Raw genomic sequence first — 21,521 nt, forward strand, 5'->3', positions numbered from 1 at the left:
GCAACGCTCTCGCGATATGAATGCTCGTATGGACCTTTCCGATTCTGCGACGACGCGGGATCGGAAGGTCCCTTTCGTTTCTGGGGCGCCAGGAGCTTTTCAGGGACGGTCGGCGGGAGATCTTCTTACGGGTAAGACCCCACTTGAGCATGACGTACGTGATTTTCTCAATCATCTGGTGGTGGAACGCAATCTCTCCGGAAATACTGTAGCTGCGTATCGTCGCGATCTTGAGGCGTATCTTGTGCATCTGATCGCACGGGGCATCGATGCTCCCGAGGACGTTCGACGTGTGGATGTGGAGGCGTTTGTTGCTGCGCGACGTGAGTGCGGCTATGCGAGCGCGTCGATCGAGCGCGCGCTTTCCTCGGTGAAGAGCTTCCACCGTTTTTTGGTGCGCGAGGGGATCTGCGAGACTCATCCAACGGCCAACGTGCATCTTCCCAAAAAAGAGGAGCGTCTGCCCGACTATATTTCCATCGATGCTGCGCGGGCATTGCTTGATCAAGAGTTTCCAACCGGTGCCACCGGCGCGCGCGATCGGGCGATGCTCGAGGTCCTTTATGGCTGCGGTCTGCGCGCGAGCGAATTGGTGGGCCTAGACGTACAAGATCTTTATTTGGATGACGAGTTTGTCCGCGTGCTCGGTAAAGGGTCGAAACAGCGCTTGGTGCCCCTTTGCGGCTCTGCTCTCAAGGCTCTTGTCGATTATCTCGACGGGCCACGCCATGAGCTGGCGGCTCATGCTCGTCGTGTCGCCGCGTGCCCGGGTGTTTTCTTGAATAAGAACGGCGGACGCATATCGCGCCAATCCGTTCATGCCATCTGCGAGCGCTACGGCCGCCTGGTGGGTATCGAGGGGCTGCATCCCCATACGCTTCGTCATTCGTTTGCAACCCATATGCTTGCGGGCGGTGCCGACCTTCGTGTCCTGCAGGAGATTTTGGGGCATGCCGACATCTCTACGACGCAGATCTATACCCATGTCGACCGCACCCATCTGCGCGAGGTATACCTTTCGGCGCATCCTCGCGCCTAAGGGGTACGCTGGGTGCGCTGCCGTCGTAAGTCTCCGTAGACGTCGTGCCGCCTTTGCTCTCGCACGCGCAAATGTGTGGCGGTAAATCGCGTTTTTCGAATGTGTGGCGGATAATCATCCATCTATAGGCAGTTTTTGGCCTTGGGGCATTTCAAAAACCGCCACTCATTTAAAAGTGTTTGAAAAACCGCCAGTCATTTGGGCCGTGCTGCCAAGGTCTGCTTCAAAAACCGCCGTTCTTCTGGCTGATGCCGCAGGATGTTTTTGAGAATCTGCTACTCGATGGGCGATCCGCCAAAAGCAACAGGCCGCTCGATTGATGTGGCGGGGATCCTTTTGTAACAGGACCAATCCAACGCTTAGCCTGTTGCGCTCTACAGACAAAGGTGCNTATACAGCAAAAGGTGCCCTTGTTCGTCGCAGACCCCATCGAAGTCTACCTGACACGCGCCGCGGTATGCATCAAGAGCTGTCGCTCGTTTGCGTCTGTGGGATTGGTTCCCATGGGGCTCTAAAAGCCGGACGGGAAGTTCGCTTCAAGCGTAAAGGGCTGAATAATCGTGCCAGTTTTATTTAGCGTGCGAATCGTTTTTTGGACTTTTTCACTATATATAGATAATGGTTCGATCGAGTCCCCACAAATTGCCCCCATTTTCTCCCACCACAGGTGCGTTGCGGTTCTTCAAGCTCTCTACCTGCGGGTTAAACAGTTTCGTCACAATTAGCCTCTTTTCTCAGGAAAAAAGTCCCGCCCCATTTCTGTGCAATCATCGAACAGGGAAGGGCGAGTTATTGACGCAGTGCTGTTTGTAAACACAACATCTTGTGTTTTGTTGAAAGCGTTAAATGGGGTGGGTGGGGTGTGGTGTGGGGCGGTGGGGGGACGGTGGGGGAGAAAGTGGGAAAAAGTGTTGCGAAAAGTGCCCGCAGACCATAATATTGAAAGCGTCGACAGCGGGGTGGCTCCCGCATTCGCCCACGAGTAAGCCTAGGGGGTGTGCAGCAGTGTATTTAAGTGGTACGTACGAGCGTAATCTCGATGCTAAAGGCCGCCTTTCTCTGCCGCCCGCCTTCCGTAAGCAGCTCAGTGAGAGTGTGCGTGTGCTTCCCGCCCCTGAAAAGGAAGTCGATGCCCTGTATGTGTTCACCGAGGACACCTTCAAGGCTTGGCTTGACGCCGTGTTCGAGCGAGATGGTGGTTACGACCCCACCCGCAAAGATCATCGTGCTGTCAGAAGCGGACTGAATGGTGCGGCAACCACACTCGAAATAGACTCTGCCGCACGTATCAGCCTGCCGGAGGCAGACCGCAACCGGGTGAATCTCGATCGCGAGGTGACAATCGCCGGTGACGGCGACCGCCTTACGATTTGGAATCGTCAGGCTTACGCGGAGCATCAGGCCGATGTCGATGACGCTCTGGCGAACTTCTTCGATCGCTAGTCGACATCATTAACGGCGCCTAAGGAGACATGTATGGGAGAGGGCACTTTGACACCTGAATATCGGCATGAACCCGTAATGCTCCCCGAGGTGCTCGAGGGCCTTGATCTCAAACCCGGGTCCGTGGTGTGCGATTGCACGCTCGGCGGCGCTGGTCACTCGGTGAAGATGGCCGCGCAGGTGGGGGAGACTGGCCTGCTTCTGGGTATCGATCAGGATGACATGGCGCTGGAGGCCGCGGGAAAGCGACTCGACACCGAGGCTCCTGGCACCCCACATAAGCTGCTCAAGGGCAACTTTGGAGACCTGGACCGCCTGCTTTGCTCGGCACAGGTTCCCGGCGTGGACGCCTTCCTGTTCGACCTGGGCGTATCGAGCCCGCAACTCGATTTCCCTGGAAGGGGCTTTTCGTATCACGAAGATGCCCCCTTAGATATGCGGATGGATGCGAGTAACAATCCCTTAAACGCAGCTGAGGTCATAAACACATATAACGAAGCAGACCTCGCTCGCATTCTTCGCGTGTACGGTGAGGAGAAGTTCGCCCGGCAGATCGCCCGCGAGATTGTTCGCGTGCGCGCCGAGAAACCGATTCGCACCACGTACGATTTCGTGGACGTTATCAAGGCGGCGATTCCCGCCGCGGCGAGACGTCACGGAAAACATCCTGCGCGTCGCAGCTTTCAAGCGATCCGCATTGAGGTCAACCATGAGCTCGATGTCTTGGAGAGCGGCTTAGAAGCGGCGATTCGCTGGGCAAATCCTGGCGGTCGTATCTGTGTGATTTCGTATCACTCGCTTGAGGATCGTATCACCAAGCGTCTGTTCCAGGAAAAGAGCCAAGGGTGCATATGCCCGCCGGATATTCCGGTGTGCGTGTGCGGTCATGTGCCGATAGTCAAGGTCATAACCCGAAAACCCCTGGCTGCGTCTGCCGAAGAGGTAGAGCGCAACCCGCGGGCGAGGTCTGCGAAGATTCGCGTTGCCGAGAGGATTTAATAACCCCGGCAGGTCCATCGAGCAGTCCTTCTCCGCGCACGTTTAAACGAACTAGAAATGTAGCACCACGATGTTGAAGGAGGGGTTGCAGCCATGGCATATCGCGCTTCAAATGCCGCATACGCCTATGATATGTACGAGGCGCAACCCGTCTCCTATCCCAATCGCACGGCAGCTCCGGCTCCGGTGGCACCCGAACGTCCGCGACTCGATGTTGTATCGGGTGAGGGCCTCGAGGCCAACCAGGCTGTAAGCCCGTACTTCACGCATGTCATGAAGCTCGCCTTCGTGTTCGTGGCACTCTTCTGCGTTGTGGGCTTTGCCCGCATTGCGCTCGCTGGCGCAACCACCGCTCTTCTCAACAACAACGCACAAGCGGCGACTTCGCTTGAGCAGGCGCATCAGGAGAGCTCGAACTTGCAGGTCATGCGCTCCGTCTACGGTTCCGAAACGCGCATTCGCGATCTTGCTACCGGAACACTTGGTATGGTGAGTGCTGGGGACGACGACACTACCACGCTCGATTTTTCGGGCGATCAGACGGCGGATGCCGGATCGGATGCTGCTTCTGCGGAACAGGCGCCTGCTGCCGAATAACCGTGATAGGATGCTGTAGTCAAAAGCTCTAGATCCCGGGTGCTTCATGCCACAAAACCAAAACCACCATAACAACGATGCCGTAACACGTCTTCGGACCTCGCAGTCGGCCCAACGTAGCGCTATGCGCGCTCGCAGGGCTACACCGAAGACCGATCTGCTGCATGCGGACGTGTCGCATGAGCCCGTGTCAAGGCGTACCTTTGTCTTGGCGCTTCTTGGCGTTGCGGGTGCTGTGTGTGGATTCCAGCTTGGAAGATACCAAGTGTTTGGTGACGATCGTGCCGAAAATGAGCTGTATTGGCGCCGTGTCTACAATCAGACGCTCTATGCCAAGCGTGGAACTATCTACGACCGTAACGGCAATGTCCTTACTTCGAGCGAGAGCTGCTATGACATCGCGGTTAACCCAAGCCAGGTCGATAAGAAGAACAAGGTAATCCGTGCTTTGATGGATGTCTTGGACGTGGACGAAAAAACCTGCAACGCGGCGGTCAATGGAAACAGCTATGCCTATATCCAGCGAAAAGTAGATACCGAGGAGGGCAAGAAGCTCGAGAAGTATGGCCTTGCCGGCATCGTGCTCGAGCCCTCCATGAAACGCGTTTATCCCTTTGGGAACGCCTGCGCCCAGCTGCTGGGCGTAACCGATACCGAGCACAACGGTATTTCTGGACTCGAGCTCCAGTATGAGGATACGTTGATGGGCACAAACGGCTCTATCGTGCGCGAGCATGCGGCCGATGGCAGCTATGTGGCGGGTGGCGCCTACAAGAAGGTGGCTGCAAAAGACGGTGCCGATATCGTTTTGACGATTGACGTCAACATTCAGCAGGCTGCAGAGGAGGCTCTGGCCGAGGCTGTCGAGCGAGCGAATGCGAATTACGGTTCCATTATCGTGTCCGATCCTCGAACCGGTGACATCTTCGCAGCTTGCTCTTATCCCACGTACAACCCCAGTGATCTTTCGACTGCGCGTGCCGAGGATATGAATCTGCGCGTTGTGACCGATGCCTACGAGCCTGGCTCCGTTTTCAAGACGTTTGTATGTGGCATGTCTATTGAAGAAGGCATCGCCGGCCCCGATACGACCTACGAGGTCCCTTCGACTGTCAAGGCGGGCGACGACGACGTGTATGATTCCGATTTACGTGATTACGCCATGACCATGACCATGCGTGAAATTCTACGCCGCTCTTCCAATACCGGCATGGTGCTCGTGGGCAAGCAAATCGGAGCCGACCTCTTTGCCAAATATATAAAGAAGTTTGGTTTTGGCAAAAAAGTAGGGGTCGATTTTCCCGGTGAGAGTTTGGGCATCGTTAAAGACCGCGACGAATACGATGGCGCAAGTGTCGCCGCTATGTCTTTTGGTCAGGCAATCTCCCTGTCTCCCGTGAGTGTACTTCACGGTATGAGTGCTATCGCGAACAAGGGCGTTATGACCGTTCCACATTTTCTCAAGTCCTGTGGGGGCGAGGAGAAGGACTGGTCGGCAAAGGAAAAGCGCGTTTTTTCCAAAGAGACCGTTAGACAAATTGCCGATATGATGAAGACCGTTGTAGACGAGGGAACGGGTACGCTTGGTCAGGTTCCTGGCTATGATGTGTCGGGCAAAACGGGTACCGCACAGCGCGCGAGTGAGGATGGCGGCTACCAAAAAGACGTCTACATGTCCTCGTTTATCGGTTTCGCGCCCACAAACGACCCCCAGGTGATGGTCTATGTGACACTTGACGGAACGCCCTATATCTCAACCGCCGCCGCGACGCCTTTTGCCACCGTCATGGAAAGTGCTTTGACTATTTTGGACATTCAGCCCACCTCTTAGAAGCTGGGCTGCGTTGTTTGCGCCTGCATTCACACAGGGCCTGCACCACAAAGGTGCATGGCAACGGTACAATAATCGGCTGGAATATCGGCTCGCAAAGGAGCATGCATGATAGAAATCGCAGTCAAGGACATTGAGCGCGTGTGCGATGTGCAGCGCAAGTCCGGTGACGAGAATCGCATTTGCAAAGGGTGCGTTATCGATTCGCGCCAGGTTCAGCCCGATTCGATCTTCGTCGCCTTCTCGGGCGAGCGCGTAGACGGAAATTCGTTTGCGCCTGCGGCCATCGAGGCCGGCGCCGGAGCTGTCGTTCTTACGATCGAGCCCGCGTCGGATTTGATTGACCTTGCAAACGAGCATGGTTGCGCGCTGTTTACCTGCGAAGACCCGATGGAGTTCCTGCTTTCTCTGGCGCACCACTACCGCATGGACCTCAATGCCACCGTTATTGGCGTGACGGGTTCCATCGGCAAAACCACCACGAAGGACTCGTTGTCAAAGATGCTTGCCTGCCGTTATCGTGTCCATGTGACGAGTGGCAACTTCAATAATCTTATCGGTATGCCCTTGACGATTCTTGCGGCACCTGCCGATACCGAGATGCTTGTGCTCGAGATGGGCATGAACGCTACGGGCGAGATTGCTCGTCTTACGGCATGCGCCCGCCCGGCTTACGCAGTGATCACCAAGGTAGGCACGTCGCATATCGGCATGCTTGGCAGCCGCGAGAACATCGCGCGCGCAAAGGCTGAGATAATCTCTGGCATGATGCCTGCGCGTGAAGGCGAGAAGCCTCTTCTGGTCATGAATGGCGAGGACGATTTCACCCCGTTTATCCGCGAGGGATTTGCCGATCCTGCCGGTGTCGATGTGCTTCTGTGCGGCTCGGCCGCTAGCGACGACGTGCGTGTGAGCGATGTTCGCGTGAGCGACGAGGGACAGCCCTATTTCACGCTCACCTTTGCCGATGGCACTTCCCTGGACACCCATGTGGCCCTTCCCGGCGCGCAGGCTGTTATCAATGTTGTATATGCTGCTTCCATTGCTCACCGTTTGGGTGTGAGCGCCAAGGAAATCGATTCGGTCTTGACGTCTCTGCAGATCACCGGTCGCCGTCAGGAAGTTCGCCGTGCCGCCTGCGGTGCTCGCGTCATCGACGACACCTACAATGCTGCCCCCGAGTCGATGGCAGCTGCCCTTGACCTGCTGTGCTCCTTGCCGTGCGAGGGCGCTCGCATTGCCATTTTGGGCGAGATGGGCGAGCTTGGCGACGACACGGAGCGCCTTCATGCCCTGACGGGCGCCTATGCCGCCGCTAAGAAGCTTTCGACGCTCGTATGCGTTGGCGGCGAAGCCGCCGCTGCGATGGCTGCCGCTGCAAAGCTCATGGGAATGCCCGACGATCAGATCTTCATCGTGAGCGATACCGATCAGCTTATCGAGCGCTTCTCCTCGTCATTCTGCGCGTCCGACTTGGTTCTTGCCAAAGGCTCTCGCGCCGTTGGACTCGACCGTTTTGTTGAGGAGGTCTGCGCATGCTAGGCAACGCATCTTACCCCACGTATCAGGCTTTCTTGGCTCTGGGCATCGCTGCTCTTATCACGATTGTCCTCATGCCCCTGTGGATCAAGATTCTCAAGTACGAAAGCATCGGTCAGCAGGTTCGCGCCGATGGCCCCAAGCGCCACCTCGTCAAGCAGGGAACGCCCACCATGGGCGGCGTGGTGATTCTCATCGCTATCGTGCTCACCTGCTTGATCATGGCAAAGCACACGACTGAGATGCTGCTTGTGCTTATCGCTACGGTTGCCACTGGTGTGCTCGGCCTGATTGATGACCTCACGTCGGTAACGCACGGACGCTCGCTTGGCTTGACGCCGCGTGCCAAGATGTTTGGCCTTACCCTGATCTGCATCATCTTTTGCTTGGGTGCCGTCAATTTTTGCGGAGTTCCCGCCGAGGTGCGTTTCCCGGGCGGCTTTGCCATCGATCTTTCCGTGCTCTCTACGACGTTTGACGTGGCGGGTACGCCATTTACCGTGCCCTGGCTTTTTGTCGTTTTTACTTGGCTATTGATCGCCGGTTTCTCCAACGCCGTCAACCTTACGGATGGCCTGGACGGACTCGCCGGCGGCACGTCGATGATCGCCTTGCTCATTATGGCTGCCATCGCGTTTCTTTGCGGTGATTCCAACCTTGCTATCTTTGGCGCTGCTGCTGCGGGCGGATGCCTTGGCTTCCTTTGGTTTAACTGCTATCCAGCGAGTATCTTTATGGGCGATACCGGTTCTCTTGCTTTGGGCACCGGCTTTGCCTGCATGGGCATTGTCACCAATACCGAGGTGTCTTCGCTCATTATCGGTGGTCTTTTCATCGTCGAGGCACTTTCTGTCATGATTCAGGTCGTGAGCTACCACTTCACCAAGAAGCGCGTATTCCTCATGGCTCCCATTCATCATCATTTTGAGCAGAAGGGCTGGGCGGAGACCAAGGTTGTCATTCGTTTTTGGATCGTGGCCGCCGCCTTTGGCGCGCTCGGTCTTGCTCTTTTCTTTCAGCTGGGATAGTGATTTCTTATGCCATTGCCGCAGACGTTCTCTCTTCTGGTCTTAGGCCAGGGCTCTTCGGGTCTCGATGTTGTCCAGTGGGCATGTTCCCATCTGGGCGACCGTGTATCTGGCGTAACCATGTACGGTGGAGCAAAAGCGCAGCCCAACAATCGCACTCGCGAGCTTGAGCGTGCGGGCGCTCGCTTTGTTTTTGGCACCGAGGACGTCGAGGGTGCATACGACATCTGCGTTTCCAGCCCCGGTATTTCTGAATTTAGCGATTTCTTTGCCGCCGGTCGTGCTCATTCGAACGAAATTATGGGCGAGCCCGAGTTTGCCTTCCGTCTTTCGCCGAGCAACTGGTGTGCGGTGACAGGGACCAACGGTAAGACCACCACTACGTCGCTTGTCGACCATCTGCTTCGTTTTGCCGATATCCCCAGCGTTGCCGTTGGCAATATTGGCAACCCTCCTATTAACGAGGTCGATGGCCGCGCAGGTGACTCCTGGTTTTGCGCCGAGCTTTCGAGCTATCAGATTGCCACCACAAAGGAGCTTCATCCGCGTGTAGCGATTCTGCTCAATATCACGGACGACCATCTGGCATGGCACCGTACGCACGAAAACTATGCCGAAGCGAAGATCCGCTTGTTCCAGAATATGGACGAGTGCGATCTGGCTATCGTCGATGTCGAGGACGAGGGCAACATGGCCCATCGCGACGAGATTTTCAAGCCCGGTCGACGCGTGCTTTCGCTCTCCTGCGAGGACAGCGGCGCCGATGACGCTGCCTTTGTGCGCGATGGTCGTATGGTCGTGCGCCTGGCGGGCGTGGAAAACGAGCTGGTTTCCACGGCGGACTTGAAGATCGCCGGTCACCACAATGTTATCAACGCATTGGCCGCGGCGGCGGCAGCCCTCGCTTGCGGCGCTTCTGCGGCTTCTGTGCGCGGGGGGCTTGTGAGCTTTGCGCCGCTCGAGCATCGTATCGAGCCCGCAGGCTCTATCGCGGGCGTTCGCTTTTACAACGATTCAAAGGCAACCAACACCGACGCAGTCGAAAAGGCCCTCACGGCATTCCCTCGCGACCGCGTGATCTTGCTTTTGGGCGGTCACGACAAGGGAACTCCCCTGGAGGATTTTTCGCGTATCGTGTGTCAGCACGTCGTTGCTGTTGTTTGCTTTGGCGAGGCTGCCGAGCGCTTCGAGCACGCGCTTGAGTTTGCCGGCGCAAAGGGCAGCGGCGTGACGCTTGCGCGCGCGGAGCATATGCGCGATGCCGTTGACGTTGCTCGTACACTTGCCCATGCTGGCGATGTTGTGCTGTTCTCTCCCGCTTGCTCTTCGTTTGACGAGTTCTCTGGTTACGAAGAGCGCGGGCGCGCATTCAAATCTTATCTCGACGAGCTTCGCGCGGCCGATACCGCCGCTATCGAGGGCTAGGGGAGAGCGTGCGAGAAACTAACGCTGGCATGCGCGACGGATCGGCGGTGCGTGCCCGAGACGCTGTGAAGCGTCATAAGGGCGACCGCGTGACGCGCGATGCCTCTCCCGAGCATTCTTCCTGGGGCGATAAGCTAATCGCGGGCGTTCCTGCCCGCATTATGCGTCCACGCCTTGTGTTCATTGCTTGCCTTGTGGCACTTGTCGCCTTTGGTTTGCTTATGGTTTTCTCCGCATCTTCGGTCGAGGCCCTGTCCGAGCAAGGCGATGCTTTGTATTTCTTTAAACGACAGTTCGGCTTCGCTGCTGTAGGTTCTGTGCTGTGCGCACTCATCTCGTTTCGCGCGATTCCATGGGATTTCGCTACAAAAACGTTAGCGAAAGCCGTTTGGGGCACCCTTACGTTCGTCCTTCTACTGGTCCTGTTTGTTGGTGCTGGCGCCGGCGGCGCGAGGCGCTGGATCAGGCTTTTTGCAGGTTTCCTGTTTCAGCCCTCTGAGTTCATCAAGCCCTTGATCATCATCATGGTCGCGGGTGTGCTGGACGTTTTTTACGATAAAGAACAGATCGATTCCAACGGCCTTTTGAAGCAGCTTGCGTTTGTTGTTGGTGTTCCCGCGCTGCTCATCCTGTTTGAGCCGGACACGGGCACGTTCATGATTATTTTTGCCACGGTGTTCGCGATGCTTTTTCTCTGCGGCCTTTCATGGAAGGTGGTTTGGGGCGCTGTCGGCTTTATCGTGATTCTTTTGGTGGGCATGACTGTGCTTACTCCGTACCGACTTGAGCGCTTCTTGGTGCAATCCGACCCTTGGCTCGATAAATATGGCAGTGGTTTTCAAGCCACACTCGCCATCATGGCGTTTACCTCGGGCGGTCTGTTCGGGCGCGGCATCGGCAACTCTACGATGAAATACAGTTATCTGCCCGAGGCCCATAACGACTATATTTTCTCGATCATCGGCGAAGAGCTTGGCTTTGTGGGCACCATGCTGTTCTTAGCTGTCTTTGCTGTGCTCATCTACGCTGCGTTCCAGATTGGCCGCCAGGCACCTGATCTCAAAGGACGTATGATTGCGCAGGGGTCTGCCCTTATGCTCGCGCTTCAGTTCTTTATCAACGCTGCGGGCGTTTTGAACATCATTCCCATGTCGGGAAAGACAATGCCCTTTATCAGCTATGGCGGATCGTCGATGATATCCTCCCTCATTTTGGCCGGCTTGATTATTCGCGTATCCGTCGAGAGCAACGCTCGCACCGTCTACGATGCTCGTCGTCGTAGCTTTGCCGTTATGGACGAAGATGAAGACGTTTCCGATCATATCGGTGTGAGTACTGCGGGCCGCGTTCGCACGCGTTCTGGCCGTGCGGTGTCGAATGAGCGAGCGGGATTTACGGTGATGGACGGAAAGAGCGCCCAGGAGCCTCGCGCCCGTGCCGCTCGATCGCAGAGCTCCTGCTCAAGAAGACCTTCTCCTCGCACTAATGGAGGATGGAATCGAGTTGATTTGAACGCCGACCCCACCGATCGCCTGCGCGGCGATGGGCGTGACAGACAGCCGCGTCGCAGGTCGGATTACAGAAGGGATCGTTATGACCGATAAGATGTCGATTGCAATTGCCGCCGGCGGCACCGCCGGCCATGTCAATCCCGCGCTTGCCCTGGCAGACGAACTCGCCTCACGCGGGCACGATGTTCGTTTCTTTGGCGAGACGCGTCGTCTCGAGGGCAAATTGGTTCCCGAGGCCGGATTCGACTTCTTTCCGGTGGAGGTGACTGGCTTTGACCGTGCGCGCCCCTGGACGCTTATCACTGCTCTCGCACATCTTTCGCGCGAGGAGCGTCGCCTGGTGCGCACCTTCAAGGAGAATCCTGCTCTCAAGCCCGATGTGGCGATTGGCTTTGGCGCCTATGTCGAGCTTCCTTTGGTGCGGGCAGCGGCTAAACTCGGTATTCCTGTGGTCCTGCACGAGCAGAATTCCGTTCCCGGCCTTGCCAATAAACAGTCAGCAAAGATCGCAAGCCTTGTTGCGATCGCTCAGCCAAGCGTGCGCTCCATTTTTGAGCACGCGGGTGCGAAGCGTATCGAGTTCACGGGCAATCCCGTGCGCGCTTCCGTGCTTGCCGGCGAGCGGGCACGTGGGCGCGAGGCGTTGGATATTCCGCGCGATGCTACGGTGCTTTTGGTCTTTGGCGGCTCGCTTGGCGCCAAGCATCTCAACGAGCGCATGGCTTCGCTTAAGTCTGAACTCCTGGCACGCGAGAACCTCTATGTGGTTCATTCTACCGGTGCGGACGGCTATGATGACACGGCGGCAGCGCTTGCCCTTACCGAAACCGATAAGCATCGATATCGCTTGATGCCCTATATCGACAATATGGGCGATATGCTGAGTGCGGCAGACCTTGTTCTTTCCCGCTCCGGCGCCTCGAGCGTCGCCGAAATCGCGGCTCTGGCCGTTCCTTCTGTGCTCGTGCCGTACCCGCTTGCTACGGCCGATCATCAAACGACCAACGCTCGCTTCCTGGTTGATGCGAACGCCGCCGTTATGTTTGCCGATGCCGATATTGATGGCGAAGACTTCAAACACACCGTGCTTGAGCTGCTGGATGATCCTGCTCGCCGCGCAGATATGCACGACGCAGCGCGCGGACTTGCGCAAGATCGGGCCGCTTCGACTCTTGCTGATGCCATAGAGGGATTGCGCAGATAACGCATCGCTTTGGTCTGTCTGGACGAGTTGCGGTACAGTAAACAGGTTGAAGATTGTTTATTCGCTGCAAGGAGTAGATGGACCTATGGCAGATATCCAGAATGCATCCAGCGAGCCGACGTTTAAGCGCGCCCACTTTATCGGGATTGGCGGCGCTGGTATGAGCGGTATCGCCCTCGTGCTGCACGAGCGTGGCTTTGTCGTGACGGGTTCCGATCTTAAGACCTCTCGTTATATTCGCCAGCTCACGCGCGCCGGCGTCGATATCCACGTGGGCCATGATGCCAAGACCATCGATGAGGTACAGCCCGATGTCGTGGTTGTCTCCACGGCTATTCCCGAGTCAAATCCCGAGCTGATTCGTGCTCGTGAATTGGGTATTCCCGTTTGGCCCCGCGCAAAGATGCTTTCTGCCTTGGGCCATGGCCATACGACGGTTGCCGTTGCGGGCACCCATGGCAAGACGACTACGTCTTCCATGTGCGCCACGATGCTCGACCGCATGGGTCTTGACCCCAGCTTCTTGATCGGAGGTATCGTCGAGGGCTATGACACCAACGGTCGCAATGGCTCGAGTGAGTATTTTGTATGCGAGGCCGATGAATCCGACAGCTCGTTTTTGTATCTCGACCCCAATGTGGTGGTTGTTACCAACGTTGAGGCTGATCATCTTGATCACTACGGCTCTCTCGAAGAGATCGAGGCTACGTTCGTCAAGTTCATGAAGCTCGTGGGCGAGGATGGAACCATCATCGTTTGCGGCGACTCCCCGCGTCTAGCCGAGCTCGCTCATAGCACAGGATTGCATGTCATTACCTATGGTTTTGCCAACGAGAACGACGTCGTGGTCAAGCCCGATGCCTGTACGCATGCGCTTGGCGGCAGCTTTGTCGCTACCGTGGATGGCGCGCAGCGTCGTGTTTCCATCAAGAACAATCCGGGCCGTCACAATATGCTCAACGCGTGCGCATCCCTCATCGTTGCTTCCGTGCTCGGCCTCGATGTCGATGCTGCGGCAGCTTCGCTCTCCACGTTCGATGGCGTTCGTCGCCGTTTCACACACGTGGGCGATATGCGCGGCGTTTGCGTGGTCGATGATTACGGTCACCATCCCACCGAGGTGGGCGCTACACTCAAGGCCGCAAAGACGCTCGACTTCAAGCATGTTGTTGTGGTATTTCAGCCGCATCGCTATTCGCGTTTGCAGGCGCTTGCCAGCGATTTTGCCGATGCCTTCGCCGATGCCGATACCGTTATCCTGATTGACGTATTCTCGGCGGGCGAGATGCCCATCCCCGGCGCTACCTCCAAGATGCTCGCAGACCTGATCGCTGAGCGTCATCCTGGAAAGCCCGTATTCTATGCTCCCGACCGTCCGGCGCTCATGAAGCTCATCGACGAGAACGCGCATGAGGGCGACCTGTTGATCACTATGGGTGCGGGCGACGTTACCGCGGTGGGTCCGGAGTATCTTGAGCATGCTCAGGAGCAGTCCAAGGACGAGCAGTAGGCTATGGGCCTGTTCAACGCCATCATGGCGCTTTCGGGTGCCGCGGACATCGATATCATCGAGGACGAGCGCATGTCGCGCCATACCACCTACCGTGTAGGTGGTCCTGCCTCGCTGTTCATAACTTGCCAGAGCTACCATGGTTTGCGGCGTGCGGTTGAAGTGCTCTCGCGCGAGCAGATTCCCTGGGTCCTTTTGGGAAGGGGATCGAATATCCTCGTTTCCGATGACGGATACCAGGGGGCTGTGATCGTTTTGGGTCGTGAGTTCCAGCGCACTGTTATCGCCGAAGACGGCGTTCACGTCACGGTGGGCGCGGCGACTGTGCTCTCGCGCCTTGTCAACGAAATGATGTCGCGTGGGCTTTCGGGCTTGGAGTTCACTGTGGGTATTCCCGGTACCGTGGGCGGTGCCGTCTCTATGAACGCGGGCACTCGACGCGAATGGATTGGCCAGCTGGTCGAGTCCCTTGTCACGTATGTTCCGGGCGAGGGCTTGCGCTATTACGATCATGACGATATCTATTGGGGCTATCGCGAGACGGGTCTTCCCGGTTCCGAGATCGTTCTTGAGGCAACCCTCGTTTTGAAGCCTGGTAAAAAAGATGACATCCGCGAGCGTATGGAGCGCTATCTGGGGCGTCGACGTCGCTCGCAGCCTATCGGTAAGGCTTCGTGTGGTTCTGTTTTTCGTAATCCGTCCGATAAAAGTGTCGGCGCTATGATTGACGACTGTGGATTGAAGGGTTTTTCGGTTGGGGGCGCGGAGGTTTCTCCCGTTCACGCTAACTTTATTGTCAACAATGGGTCGGCAACGGCCAAAGATGTTCTGTCCGTGATTCAGCACGTGCACGCGAAGGTTAAGGAAACGTATGGCGTCGAGCTACAGCCGGAAGTCAAATTCCTCGGCTTCTAATGGGAAGCCGACGCCTCGTCGTGCCGTAAAGCCGTCTTCTCGTTCTCGCACGTCTTCGTTGGGGCCTTCGTCTTCTCGTTCCACAGGGCGCCCTCATCAGGCTCGTCCGTCACAGCCCATAGCCAAGCGGCCTCGTCCGTCCTCGCGTCCTCAGGGGGCGCGTCCGATACCGCGTCAATCGAGCGCCAGCCGTCAGCTTGCGCGTCCGACTTCGGCGCGTCCGAGTGCCAGTCGCCCGTCGTCTCGTCCACACACCCAACCGCCCGCGCGGCGGACGGCGAGCCTTGCGCGTCGCGGAAACGTTTCCCTTCGCCGCACCATGTCGCCTACACCTCCCGTGCGTCCGCAGCGTCCTGCTTCGCGCTCGCAGATGACACCTATCGGTCGTGGCGTGGCGGCTCGCCCACAATCTTCCTCGAGACTCAAAATGCCCGACCGCCGCTCCACCGGTTCACTTTCTCAGGACAATACAAAGCGGAAAAACCCGGTTCTCGGCGCTATTCGTTCTGTCGCATCTTCAATTCATCTGCCGCAGCTGTCCTCTTCAGCTCGTCTTGTTGCAAGCGCCGCCGCTGCCGTGGCCGTGGTTCTTTTTATCGTTGGGACCATTCTGTTCAAGTCGAGCCTCTTTGCCGCCACGGATATCGAGATCAACGGTTCGGAACATATTTCGAAGGAGACCGCTCAAAAGCTTATCGACCTCCCCGACGACACGACGTTGCTCAATGTCGATAGCGATGCGATTGTCCAGAGCCTTAAAAAGAGTCCTTGGGTGAAGGGCGTGGATGTAAAGCGCGGGTTCCCCCATAAGCTCATCATCACGCCTACCGAGCGCAAGGTCGTGGCCGTTGCCTATATCTCTGCCGATAATGTGGCTTGGGCCATCGGAGATGACGATACCTGGATCGCACCCGTTTCGCTTGCCGTGGGCCTTGATGCCGATGGCAACGTGGTAGATGCAACGGGACTTGCTGCGTCAGCAGCCGACGACCAAACGGACGATTCCTCGTCGGAGGACGCCTCCGACGATAGCCAGGACGTCTCCTCCGATTCGATGGATGATTCTGACAGTAGCGATGTGTCCGATGCCCAGGCAGACGCTGCGGATGCAAAAGATGACCAGGAGCCCGTCAAAACTGCCGATGGCGTAACCCTGCTTTCGGGCGAGGATGCCGCTCGCGCGGTGGCGCAACAGCTCAATGCCGTGCTTCTCACCAATATGGGTACCGATGTTTCGCCTTTGAGCGGCTCGAAGGTAAAGGGGGAGGGCTTGGCTGCGGCGCTCAAGTACATCGCGGGTTTCTCGCCTGATTTCCTGGCGCAGGTCAAAAGTTTCTCGGTCCCCTCGGTTCAGGCTCTTGCCTGCAACCTCGACAACGGCGTTGAGGTTTCCTTGGGCGATGCCGACGACATTCAAAAGAAGGAACGCATCGTGACCAAGCTTTTGGAGGAGCAGAAGGGGGTTACCTATATTAATGTGAGAACGCCCGACGCCTACACATATCGTTCGGTCGATCTGTAGGGGGCGCGCGAGCGCCTGAGCTTGAGTTCCGTGAGCGGCATAGCCGTTTACCTGCGAAATCCATATTTTTGATTACGGGGGTTTGACTTATTTGCCCTCAATGTGCAAACATACCATGGTTTACCTCGACATTTAATCTCTACTTGAGGGTTAACGTCGTATAAACGCAAAGCGCCTTACCCACTGTTCGGAGGACCGTCAAATGCACGAGAACGAGATCAATAATTATCTTGCCGTCATCAAGGTGGTGGGTGTAGGTGGCGGTGGCACCAACGCCGTCAACCGCATGATCGAAGAGGGCATTCGCGGCGTCGAGTTCGTCGCTATCAACACCGACGCGCAGGCATTGGCTATTTCCGATGCTGACATCAAGGTTCACATCGGAACCGACCTTACCCGTGGTCTGGGCGCAGGCGCGAACCCCGAGGTTGGCCGTAAGGCAGCGGACGAGAGCCGCGACGATATCTCCGAGGCGCTCGCCGGCGCCGACATGGTGTTCATTACGTGCGGCGAGGGCGGTGGCACCGGTACCGGCGCTGCTCCCATCGTTGCCGATATCGCTATGAACGAAGTTGGCGCGCTTACCGTCGCTGTTGTGACCAAGCCCTTCACCTTCGAGGGCCGCAAGCGCAAGTCTTCTGCCGAAGAGGGCATCAAGACGCTTTCCGAGTGCGTTGACACCATGATCGTTATTCCTAACGACAAGCTGCTCGACATCGCCGAGAAGAAGACCACGATGCTTGAGGCATTCGCTACTGCCGATGGCGTGCTTTCTCAGGGTACCCAGGGCATCACGGACCTCATCACCGTCCCGGGCATCATTAACCTGGACTTCGCTGACGTCAAGACCATCATGAAGCAGGCTGGTACCGCCATGATGGGCATTGGCACCGCATCTGGCGACACCCGCGCCGTGGACGCTGCTCAGCAGGCCATTTCCAGCCGTCTGCTCGAGAGCTCCATCGATGGCGCCACGCGCGTGCTTCTTTCCATCGCCGGCTCCAAGGACCTGGGCATCCAGGAGATCAACGACGCTGCCGACCTTGTGGCCAACGCTGTCGACCCCGAGGCCAACATCATCTTCGGTACCGTTGTCGACGAATCCCTGGGCGATCAGGTTCGCATCACCGTTATCGCCACTGGCTTTAGCGATGCCAACGTCAACCGTCAAGATCAGCTGTTTGGCCAGACCCAGTCTTCTGCCTCGAAGTCTGCAAGCGATGTTTCCACGCCGGCGCATGCTGCCCCCGCAGCAACGCGCAACGTGGGCGGCTCTGAGCTTCCCAACTTTGGCAACGAGCAGTTTGAGCTGCCCGATTTCTTGAAGCGCGGCAATTTCTAACAGCTTTTGCAGGATGTTTCCTGCGGGATAGTTTGAACCACAGGGGGTGCGGATGCGATATTCCGCACCCCCTGTTCTGCATTTATTTCAATCGGTCTCCTCTTTAGGGTGATCGCATCTCTCGAAGGGAGTATGACATGGCGTGCGGACAGCCAGTTAAGCTTGAGCGTCTGACAAATAACGGCGTGACGGTTGTAGGCGGTGAAGAGCGCGGTATCGCATTTGGGTTTACCGAGCGCACCGGTGGCGTCTCTGCGTCTCCGTACGCCTCCCTGAATTTGGGAACCCATGTTGGCGACGATCCGCTGGCGGTTGCCGAGAACCGTCGTCGTGCACTTGAGGCTTTGGGAGGGGAGGCCTATCTCGATCGCTTGCTAGTGCCCAATCAAGTTCATGGAGACAATGTCGTCGTAGTCGATTCTGCCGATGCATCCGTTCTCGACTCTGTGCGCGCCCGCATTGCCACAGGGGCCGATGCCATCGTTTGCACACAGGCGCAGGTGCCCGTCATGCTTTGCTTTGCCGATTGCGTACCGGTTATCCTGACCTGCCCCGGAGGCTTTGCGGTGGTTCACTCCGGCTGGCGCGGCACGTATGCGCGCATCGCCGCATCTGCTGCTCGTGTCCTTTCTGGGGCGACATGCGTGCCCATTGAGCAAGTCCATGCGTATATCGGACCGCATATTCTTGGAGATGAATACGAGGTATCGTCTGATTTGCTGCATACATTCGCTTTACAATTTGATAGCATTAAAGAATCTGCGTCGCGCAAGCTTGACCTTGCACGCGCCATTGAACAGTCCCTTGTAGAAGTGGGAGTTCCTCTGTGCGGGATTCACGATACACGTCTCTCGACCATGAGCCTCAACGAGAGGTTTTACTCGTATCGCAAAGAGCAGGGAATGTGCGGCCGTCATGCTGCCCTGGCTCTTATGCGGTAAGTCGACGTTCCTTTTTGGCATGCGTAGCCGCTGGCCTGATGCTTCCGCTTACCGGTTGCCAGACATCCAGCTCTTCGTCTAAACAGATTACTGTGGCGGGTTCTACCACCTGCCTGCCCATCGCCGAGTCTGCCGCCGAGGGTTACCAGGATGAGACCGGCATCTCGGTGCTGGTGAGTGGCCTGGGTTCTTCTGCGGGCATCGAGGCCGTCGCGAATGGCACGGCCGACATCGCCTCGTCTTCGCGTCAGGTCAATGCCGACGAGCAGAAGCTCGGCCTTACCGAGATCGTTATCGCTCACGACGGCATTGCCGTGATCGTCAACACTGATAATCCCGTGCAGAATCTTTCGACCGATCAGCTGCGCGACATCTATGCCGGCAAGATCACCAATTGGAGTCAGGTGGGCGGCGATGATCTAACGATTCAGCTCGTCAACCGAGATGAGGCATCCGGTACGCGCGAGGCCTTCAAATCCATCGTCATGGACGGGGCCTTCTTTGATCGTCGCGCCGCTGTCCTTTCCGGCACCGGCCAAGTGCGCGATGTCGTGAGCCGTAGCGTGGGCGCCATCGGCTACATTTCTCTTGGCTTTGTCGAGTCCAAGTTCGCCGAGACCGCCGTGCGCGCCATTAGCGTGAACCACGTCGAGCCCTCCGAGAAGACAATTGCCTCGGGTGGTTACCCCATTTCCCGCGATTTGTATTTTTACGTCAAGGGAACGCCTACCCCCGAGGCCCAAGCATATATCGACTACGTGACCTCCGACAAGATGGATTCCATCGTGCGTGATGCGGGCTTTATCCCCGTGACCGACGACGAATCTGCGGGGGAGTGAGCACATGGAGGACCAGACCATGGAAGAGACGCCCAGTGCGGCTCCCAAACGCGAGCTCGCACTCGTTTCGCATGCAACGTATGTTAAGGAGAAAGCTCTCCGGTACCTTTTTTTCGCCTGTGCGTTTTTGGCGGTTGTGACGGTTATCTTGATCTTCGCGTTCACCACGTACAGCGCATTCCCCGTTTTTACCGATATCGGGCTTGCCAACTTTTTTAGCCTTACCTGGGCTCCGAGCGAGGGCGAGTACGGTATCGTCTCGCTGCTTGCGGGCTCCGGCCTTGTGACTGTTGGCGCGCTTGTCATGGGCGTGCCACTTGGCGTGGGAACGGCAGTGTACCTGGTGGAGATTGCAAGCGATCGCGTTCGCAAGATCATCAGCCCCGCAGTTGACCTGCTGGCAGGTATTCCCTCGATTATCTATGGCTTCTTTGGCATGGTGATTATCCGCCCGTTCGTGGCTCAGATTTCTGACGGACTGGGTTTTGGCGCGCTCACCGCGTGGTTTGTTCTTGCCATCATGATCGTGCCTACGATTACCACGCTTACCATGGATGCTTTGAACTCCATCCCCATGGGCATTCGAGAGGCGAGCTACGCCATGGGCGCCACCAAGTGGCAGACCATTTACAAGGTCGTCCTTCCTGCAGCCAAGCTCGGCATCGTCGACGCCATCGTTCTTGGCATGGGCCGTGCCATCGGCGAGACCATGGCGGTTCTTATGGTGGTGGGCAACGCTCCCGTTATCCCGTCTTCCATCGCGAGCCCCATCTCTACGCTCACGAGTCAGATTGCGCTTGACATGAGCTATTCGAGCGGCCTTCATCGTTCCGCTCTGTTTGGCATGGGCGTGGTCCTGTTCATTATTTCCGCCACGCTCGTGGGTATCGTGCGCTTGATTTCGAAAAAGAGGAGGTAGAGCATGGCTGATCAATCCACTCAGACCGATGAACTTACCTCGCGCGAGCGCATCAAGCGCGCCCTTTCTCACGGCAAGGCTGGCCGCATCTCAAAGGACACCTCCAACAAGGTGATGCTCGGTGTCTTCCGTGCTGCAGCCTATATCACGACGCTGGTGCTCGTTGCTATCATCGCCTACGTGGTGATCAACGGTTTGCCGCATATTTCGCCCGACTTCATCTTTGGCTGGCCCGAGGGCGTCAATGCCGAGGGCGGTATCTGGCCCACCATCGTCTCCACCATCTACGTCACGGCGCTTGCCATGCTCATCTGCACACCTATCGCCGTGCTTGCAGCCGTCTATCTAGCCGAGTACGCCAAGCAGGGACGTTTGGTCAATATCATTCGATACGCAGCCGATGCCCTGGCTTCGGTACCCTCGATCGTCATGGGCCTGTTTGGCTACGCGCTCTTCGTTGAGGCTATGGGCCTGGGTCTCTCCATGCTCTCCGCTGCTATGTCCTTGGCTCTGCTTATGCTCCCCATCGTCATGCGTACGACCGAGGAGGCCATTCGCGCCGTACCGCGCTATATTCGTTGGGGTGCGTACGGTTTGGGCGCTACCAAGTGGCAGGTCGTGAGTAAGATCGTGCTTCCTTCTGCCTTTGGCCGAATTGCTACGGGCATCGTGCTCGCCATCGGCCGCGCCATCGGAGAGACCGCTGTCGTGCTCTACACCATGGGCCAGGCTATCAATATGCCTATCACGCCGCTTGATTCCGGTCGCCCCATGACCGTTCACCTGTACCTGCTTGCCAACGATGGCATCAACATGAACGCTGCCTATGGCACCGCGCTTTTGCTGATGATCATCATTCTTGCGTTCAACCTGTTCTCTCGCTATCTGTCGCGTCGAAGCCGATAAGTCGCCCAAAG

The 21,521-nt window shown here is 57.1% G+C and carries 19 protein-coding genes and 1 pseudogene; all 20 read left to right on the forward strand.

Features of this window, described 5'->3' with window-relative positions; translation table 11 throughout:
* Window positions 1-16 precede the first annotated feature (16 nt).
* Window positions 17-1,039 (forward strand): site-specific tyrosine recombinase, encoded by a 1,023-nt coding sequence (locus tag BQ9843_RS02480; protein WP_230205551.1) that lies wholly within the window; start codon window positions 17-19, stop codon window positions 1,037-1,039.
* 103 nt (window positions 1,040-1,142) lie between these two features.
* Complete coding sequence (locus BQ9843_RS08855; protein WP_230205552.1) at window positions 1,143-1,307, forward strand: hypothetical protein; 165 nt, start codon at window positions 1,143-1,145, stop codon at window positions 1,305-1,307.
* A 578-nt stretch (window positions 1,308-1,885) separates the two neighbouring features.
* Window positions 1,886-2,125: pseudogene (locus BQ9843_RS08970) on the forward strand (MraZ N-terminal domain-containing protein); the annotation flags it as partial.
* Between the two features lie 15 nt (window positions 2,126-2,140).
* On the forward strand, window positions 2,141-2,482 hold the full coding sequence (locus tag BQ9843_RS02485; RefSeq protein ID WP_407641411.1) for a division/cell wall cluster transcriptional repressor MraZ: 342 nt from the start codon (window positions 2,141-2,143) through the stop codon (window positions 2,480-2,482).
* 33 nt (window positions 2,483-2,515) lie between these two features.
* Entirely contained in the window at window positions 2,516-3,481 is a 966-nt protein-coding gene (gene rsmH, locus BQ9843_RS02490; protein WP_022386999.1) for a 16S rRNA (cytosine(1402)-N(4))-methyltransferase RsmH, read from the forward strand.
* Window positions 3,482-3,574: 93 nt separating this feature from the next.
* Complete coding sequence (locus tag BQ9843_RS02495) at window positions 3,575-4,078, forward strand: FtsB/FtsL family cell division protein (protein ID WP_022386998.1); 504 nt, start codon at window positions 3,575-3,577, stop codon at window positions 4,076-4,078.
* A gap of 187 nt (window positions 4,079-4,265) precedes the next feature.
* On the forward strand, window positions 4,266-5,909 hold the full coding sequence (locus tag BQ9843_RS02500; RefSeq protein WP_230205553.1) for a peptidoglycan D,D-transpeptidase FtsI family protein: 1,644 nt from the start codon (window positions 4,266-4,268) through the stop codon (window positions 5,907-5,909).
* Between the two features lie 108 nt (window positions 5,910-6,017).
* Window positions 6,018-7,451: a UDP-N-acetylmuramoyl-tripeptide--D-alanyl-D-alanine ligase gene (locus BQ9843_RS02505; protein ID WP_075843769.1), complete on the forward strand. Its 1,434-nt coding sequence runs from the start codon at window positions 6,018-6,020 to the stop codon at window positions 7,449-7,451.
* On the forward strand, window positions 7,445-8,476 hold the full coding sequence (gene mraY, locus BQ9843_RS02510) for a phospho-N-acetylmuramoyl-pentapeptide-transferase (RefSeq protein WP_040220318.1): 1,032 nt from the start codon (window positions 7,445-7,447) through the stop codon (window positions 8,474-8,476). The genes BQ9843_RS02505 and mraY overlap by 7 nt, the downstream gene beginning before the upstream one ends.
* Window positions 8,477-8,485: 9 nt before the next feature.
* A complete protein-coding gene (murD, locus tag BQ9843_RS02515) occupies window positions 8,486-9,901 on the forward strand; it encodes a UDP-N-acetylmuramoyl-L-alanine--D-glutamate ligase (protein WP_075843770.1) in 1,416 nt (471 codons plus the stop codon).
* Between the two features lie 8 nt (window positions 9,902-9,909).
* Window positions 9,910-11,505, forward strand: coding sequence for an FtsW/RodA/SpoVE family cell cycle protein (locus tag BQ9843_RS02520; RefSeq protein WP_143327609.1), 1,596 nt, complete (start codon window positions 9,910-9,912; stop codon window positions 11,503-11,505).
* Window positions 11,495-12,616, forward strand: coding sequence for an undecaprenyldiphospho-muramoylpentapeptide beta-N-acetylglucosaminyltransferase (gene murG, locus BQ9843_RS02525; protein ID WP_075843772.1), 1,122 nt, complete (start codon window positions 11,495-11,497; stop codon window positions 12,614-12,616). Before BQ9843_RS02520 ends, murG begins: the two co-directional genes overlap by 11 nt.
* An 85-nt stretch (window positions 12,617-12,701) precedes the next feature.
* Entirely contained in the window at window positions 12,702-14,126 is a 1,425-nt protein-coding gene (gene murC, locus BQ9843_RS02530; protein WP_075843773.1) for a UDP-N-acetylmuramate--L-alanine ligase, read from the forward strand.
* Between the two features lie 3 nt (window positions 14,127-14,129).
* Entirely contained in the window at window positions 14,130-15,041 is a 912-nt protein-coding gene (gene murB / locus BQ9843_RS02535) for a UDP-N-acetylmuramate dehydrogenase (protein ID WP_022386989.1), read from the forward strand.
* 319 nt (window positions 15,042-15,360) lie between these two features.
* Entirely contained in the window at window positions 15,361-16,563 is a 1,203-nt protein-coding gene (locus BQ9843_RS02545) for a cell division protein FtsQ/DivIB (protein WP_143327610.1), read from the forward strand.
* Between the two features lie 202 nt (window positions 16,564-16,765).
* Window positions 16,766-17,905 carry a cell division protein FtsZ gene (gene ftsZ / locus BQ9843_RS02550; RefSeq protein ID WP_022386986.1) on the forward strand — a complete coding sequence of 380 codons (1,140 nt, stop codon included), beginning with the start codon at window positions 16,766-16,768 and terminating at the stop codon, window positions 17,903-17,905.
* A gap of 137 nt (window positions 17,906-18,042) precedes the next feature.
* Complete coding sequence (locus tag BQ9843_RS02555; RefSeq protein WP_075843776.1) at window positions 18,043-18,846, forward strand: purine nucleoside phosphorylase YfiH/LACC1 family protein; 804 nt, start codon at window positions 18,043-18,045, stop codon at window positions 18,844-18,846.
* A 14-nt stretch (window positions 18,847-18,860) separates the two neighbouring features.
* Complete coding sequence (locus BQ9843_RS02560) at window positions 18,861-19,685, forward strand: phosphate ABC transporter substrate-binding protein (RefSeq protein ID WP_230205555.1); 825 nt, start codon at window positions 18,861-18,863, stop codon at window positions 19,683-19,685.
* Window positions 19,686-19,689: 4 nt separating this feature from the next.
* Window positions 19,690-20,604, forward strand: a complete 915-nt coding sequence (gene pstC, locus BQ9843_RS02565) for a phosphate ABC transporter permease subunit PstC (protein WP_075843778.1) — start codon at window positions 19,690-19,692, stop codon at window positions 20,602-20,604.
* Window positions 20,605-20,607: 3 nt separating this feature from the next.
* Window positions 20,608-21,510 (forward strand): phosphate ABC transporter permease PstA, encoded by a 903-nt coding sequence (pstA, locus tag BQ9843_RS02570; RefSeq protein ID WP_083647890.1) that lies wholly within the window; start codon window positions 20,608-20,610, stop codon window positions 21,508-21,510.
* The last annotated feature ends 11 nt before the right edge of the window (window positions 21,511-21,521 follow it).

Origin of the sequence: Collinsella bouchesdurhonensis, from assembly GCF_900155365.1 — a bacterium.
GTDB lineage: Bacteria > Actinomycetota > Coriobacteriia > Coriobacteriales > Coriobacteriaceae > Collinsella > Collinsella bouchesdurhonensis.

Excerpts from the sequence above, each read along its gene's own strand:
- murD (WP_075843770.1), top strand. The coding sequence starts at position 8,486 with ATGCCATTGCCGCAGACGTTCTCTCTTCTGGTCTTAGGCCAGGGCTCT.
- BQ9843_RS02495 (WP_022386998.1), top strand. The coding sequence starts at position 3,575 with ATGGCATATCGCGCTTCAAATGCCGCATACGCCTATGATATGTACGAG.
- BQ9843_RS02505 (WP_075843769.1), top strand. The coding sequence starts at position 6,018 with ATGATAGAAATCGCAGTCAAGGACATTGAGCGCGTGTGCGATGTGCAG.
- murB (WP_022386989.1), top strand. The coding sequence starts at position 14,130 with ATGGGCCTGTTCAACGCCATCATGGCGCTTTCGGGTGCCGCGGACATC.
- BQ9843_RS02480 (WP_230205551.1), top strand. The coding sequence starts at position 17 with ATGAATGCTCGTATGGACCTTTCCGATTCTGCGACGACGCGGGATCGG.
- pstC (WP_075843778.1), top strand. The coding sequence starts at position 19,690 with ATGGAGGACCAGACCATGGAAGAGACGCCCAGTGCGGCTCCCAAACGC.
- murG (WP_075843772.1), top strand. The coding sequence starts at position 11,495 with ATGACCGATAAGATGTCGATTGCAATTGCCGCCGGCGGCACCGCCGGC.
- ftsZ (WP_022386986.1), top strand. The coding sequence starts at position 16,766 with ATGCACGAGAACGAGATCAATAATTATCTTGCCGTCATCAAGGTGGTG.
- mraY (WP_040220318.1), top strand. The coding sequence starts at position 7,445 with ATGCTAGGCAACGCATCTTACCCCACGTATCAGGCTTTCTTGGCTCTG.
- BQ9843_RS02555 (WP_075843776.1), top strand. The coding sequence starts at position 18,043 with ATGGCGTGCGGACAGCCAGTTAAGCTTGAGCGTCTGACAAATAACGGC.
- murC (WP_075843773.1), top strand. The coding sequence starts at position 12,702 with ATGGCAGATATCCAGAATGCATCCAGCGAGCCGACGTTTAAGCGCGCC.
- rsmH (WP_022386999.1), top strand. The coding sequence starts at position 2,516 with ATGGGAGAGGGCACTTTGACACCTGAATATCGGCATGAACCCGTAATG.
- pstA (WP_083647890.1), top strand. The coding sequence starts at position 20,608 with ATGGCTGATCAATCCACTCAGACCGATGAACTTACCTCGCGCGAGCGC.
- BQ9843_RS02545 (WP_143327610.1), top strand. The coding sequence starts at position 15,361 with ATGTCGCCTACACCTCCCGTGCGTCCGCAGCGTCCTGCTTCGCGCTCG.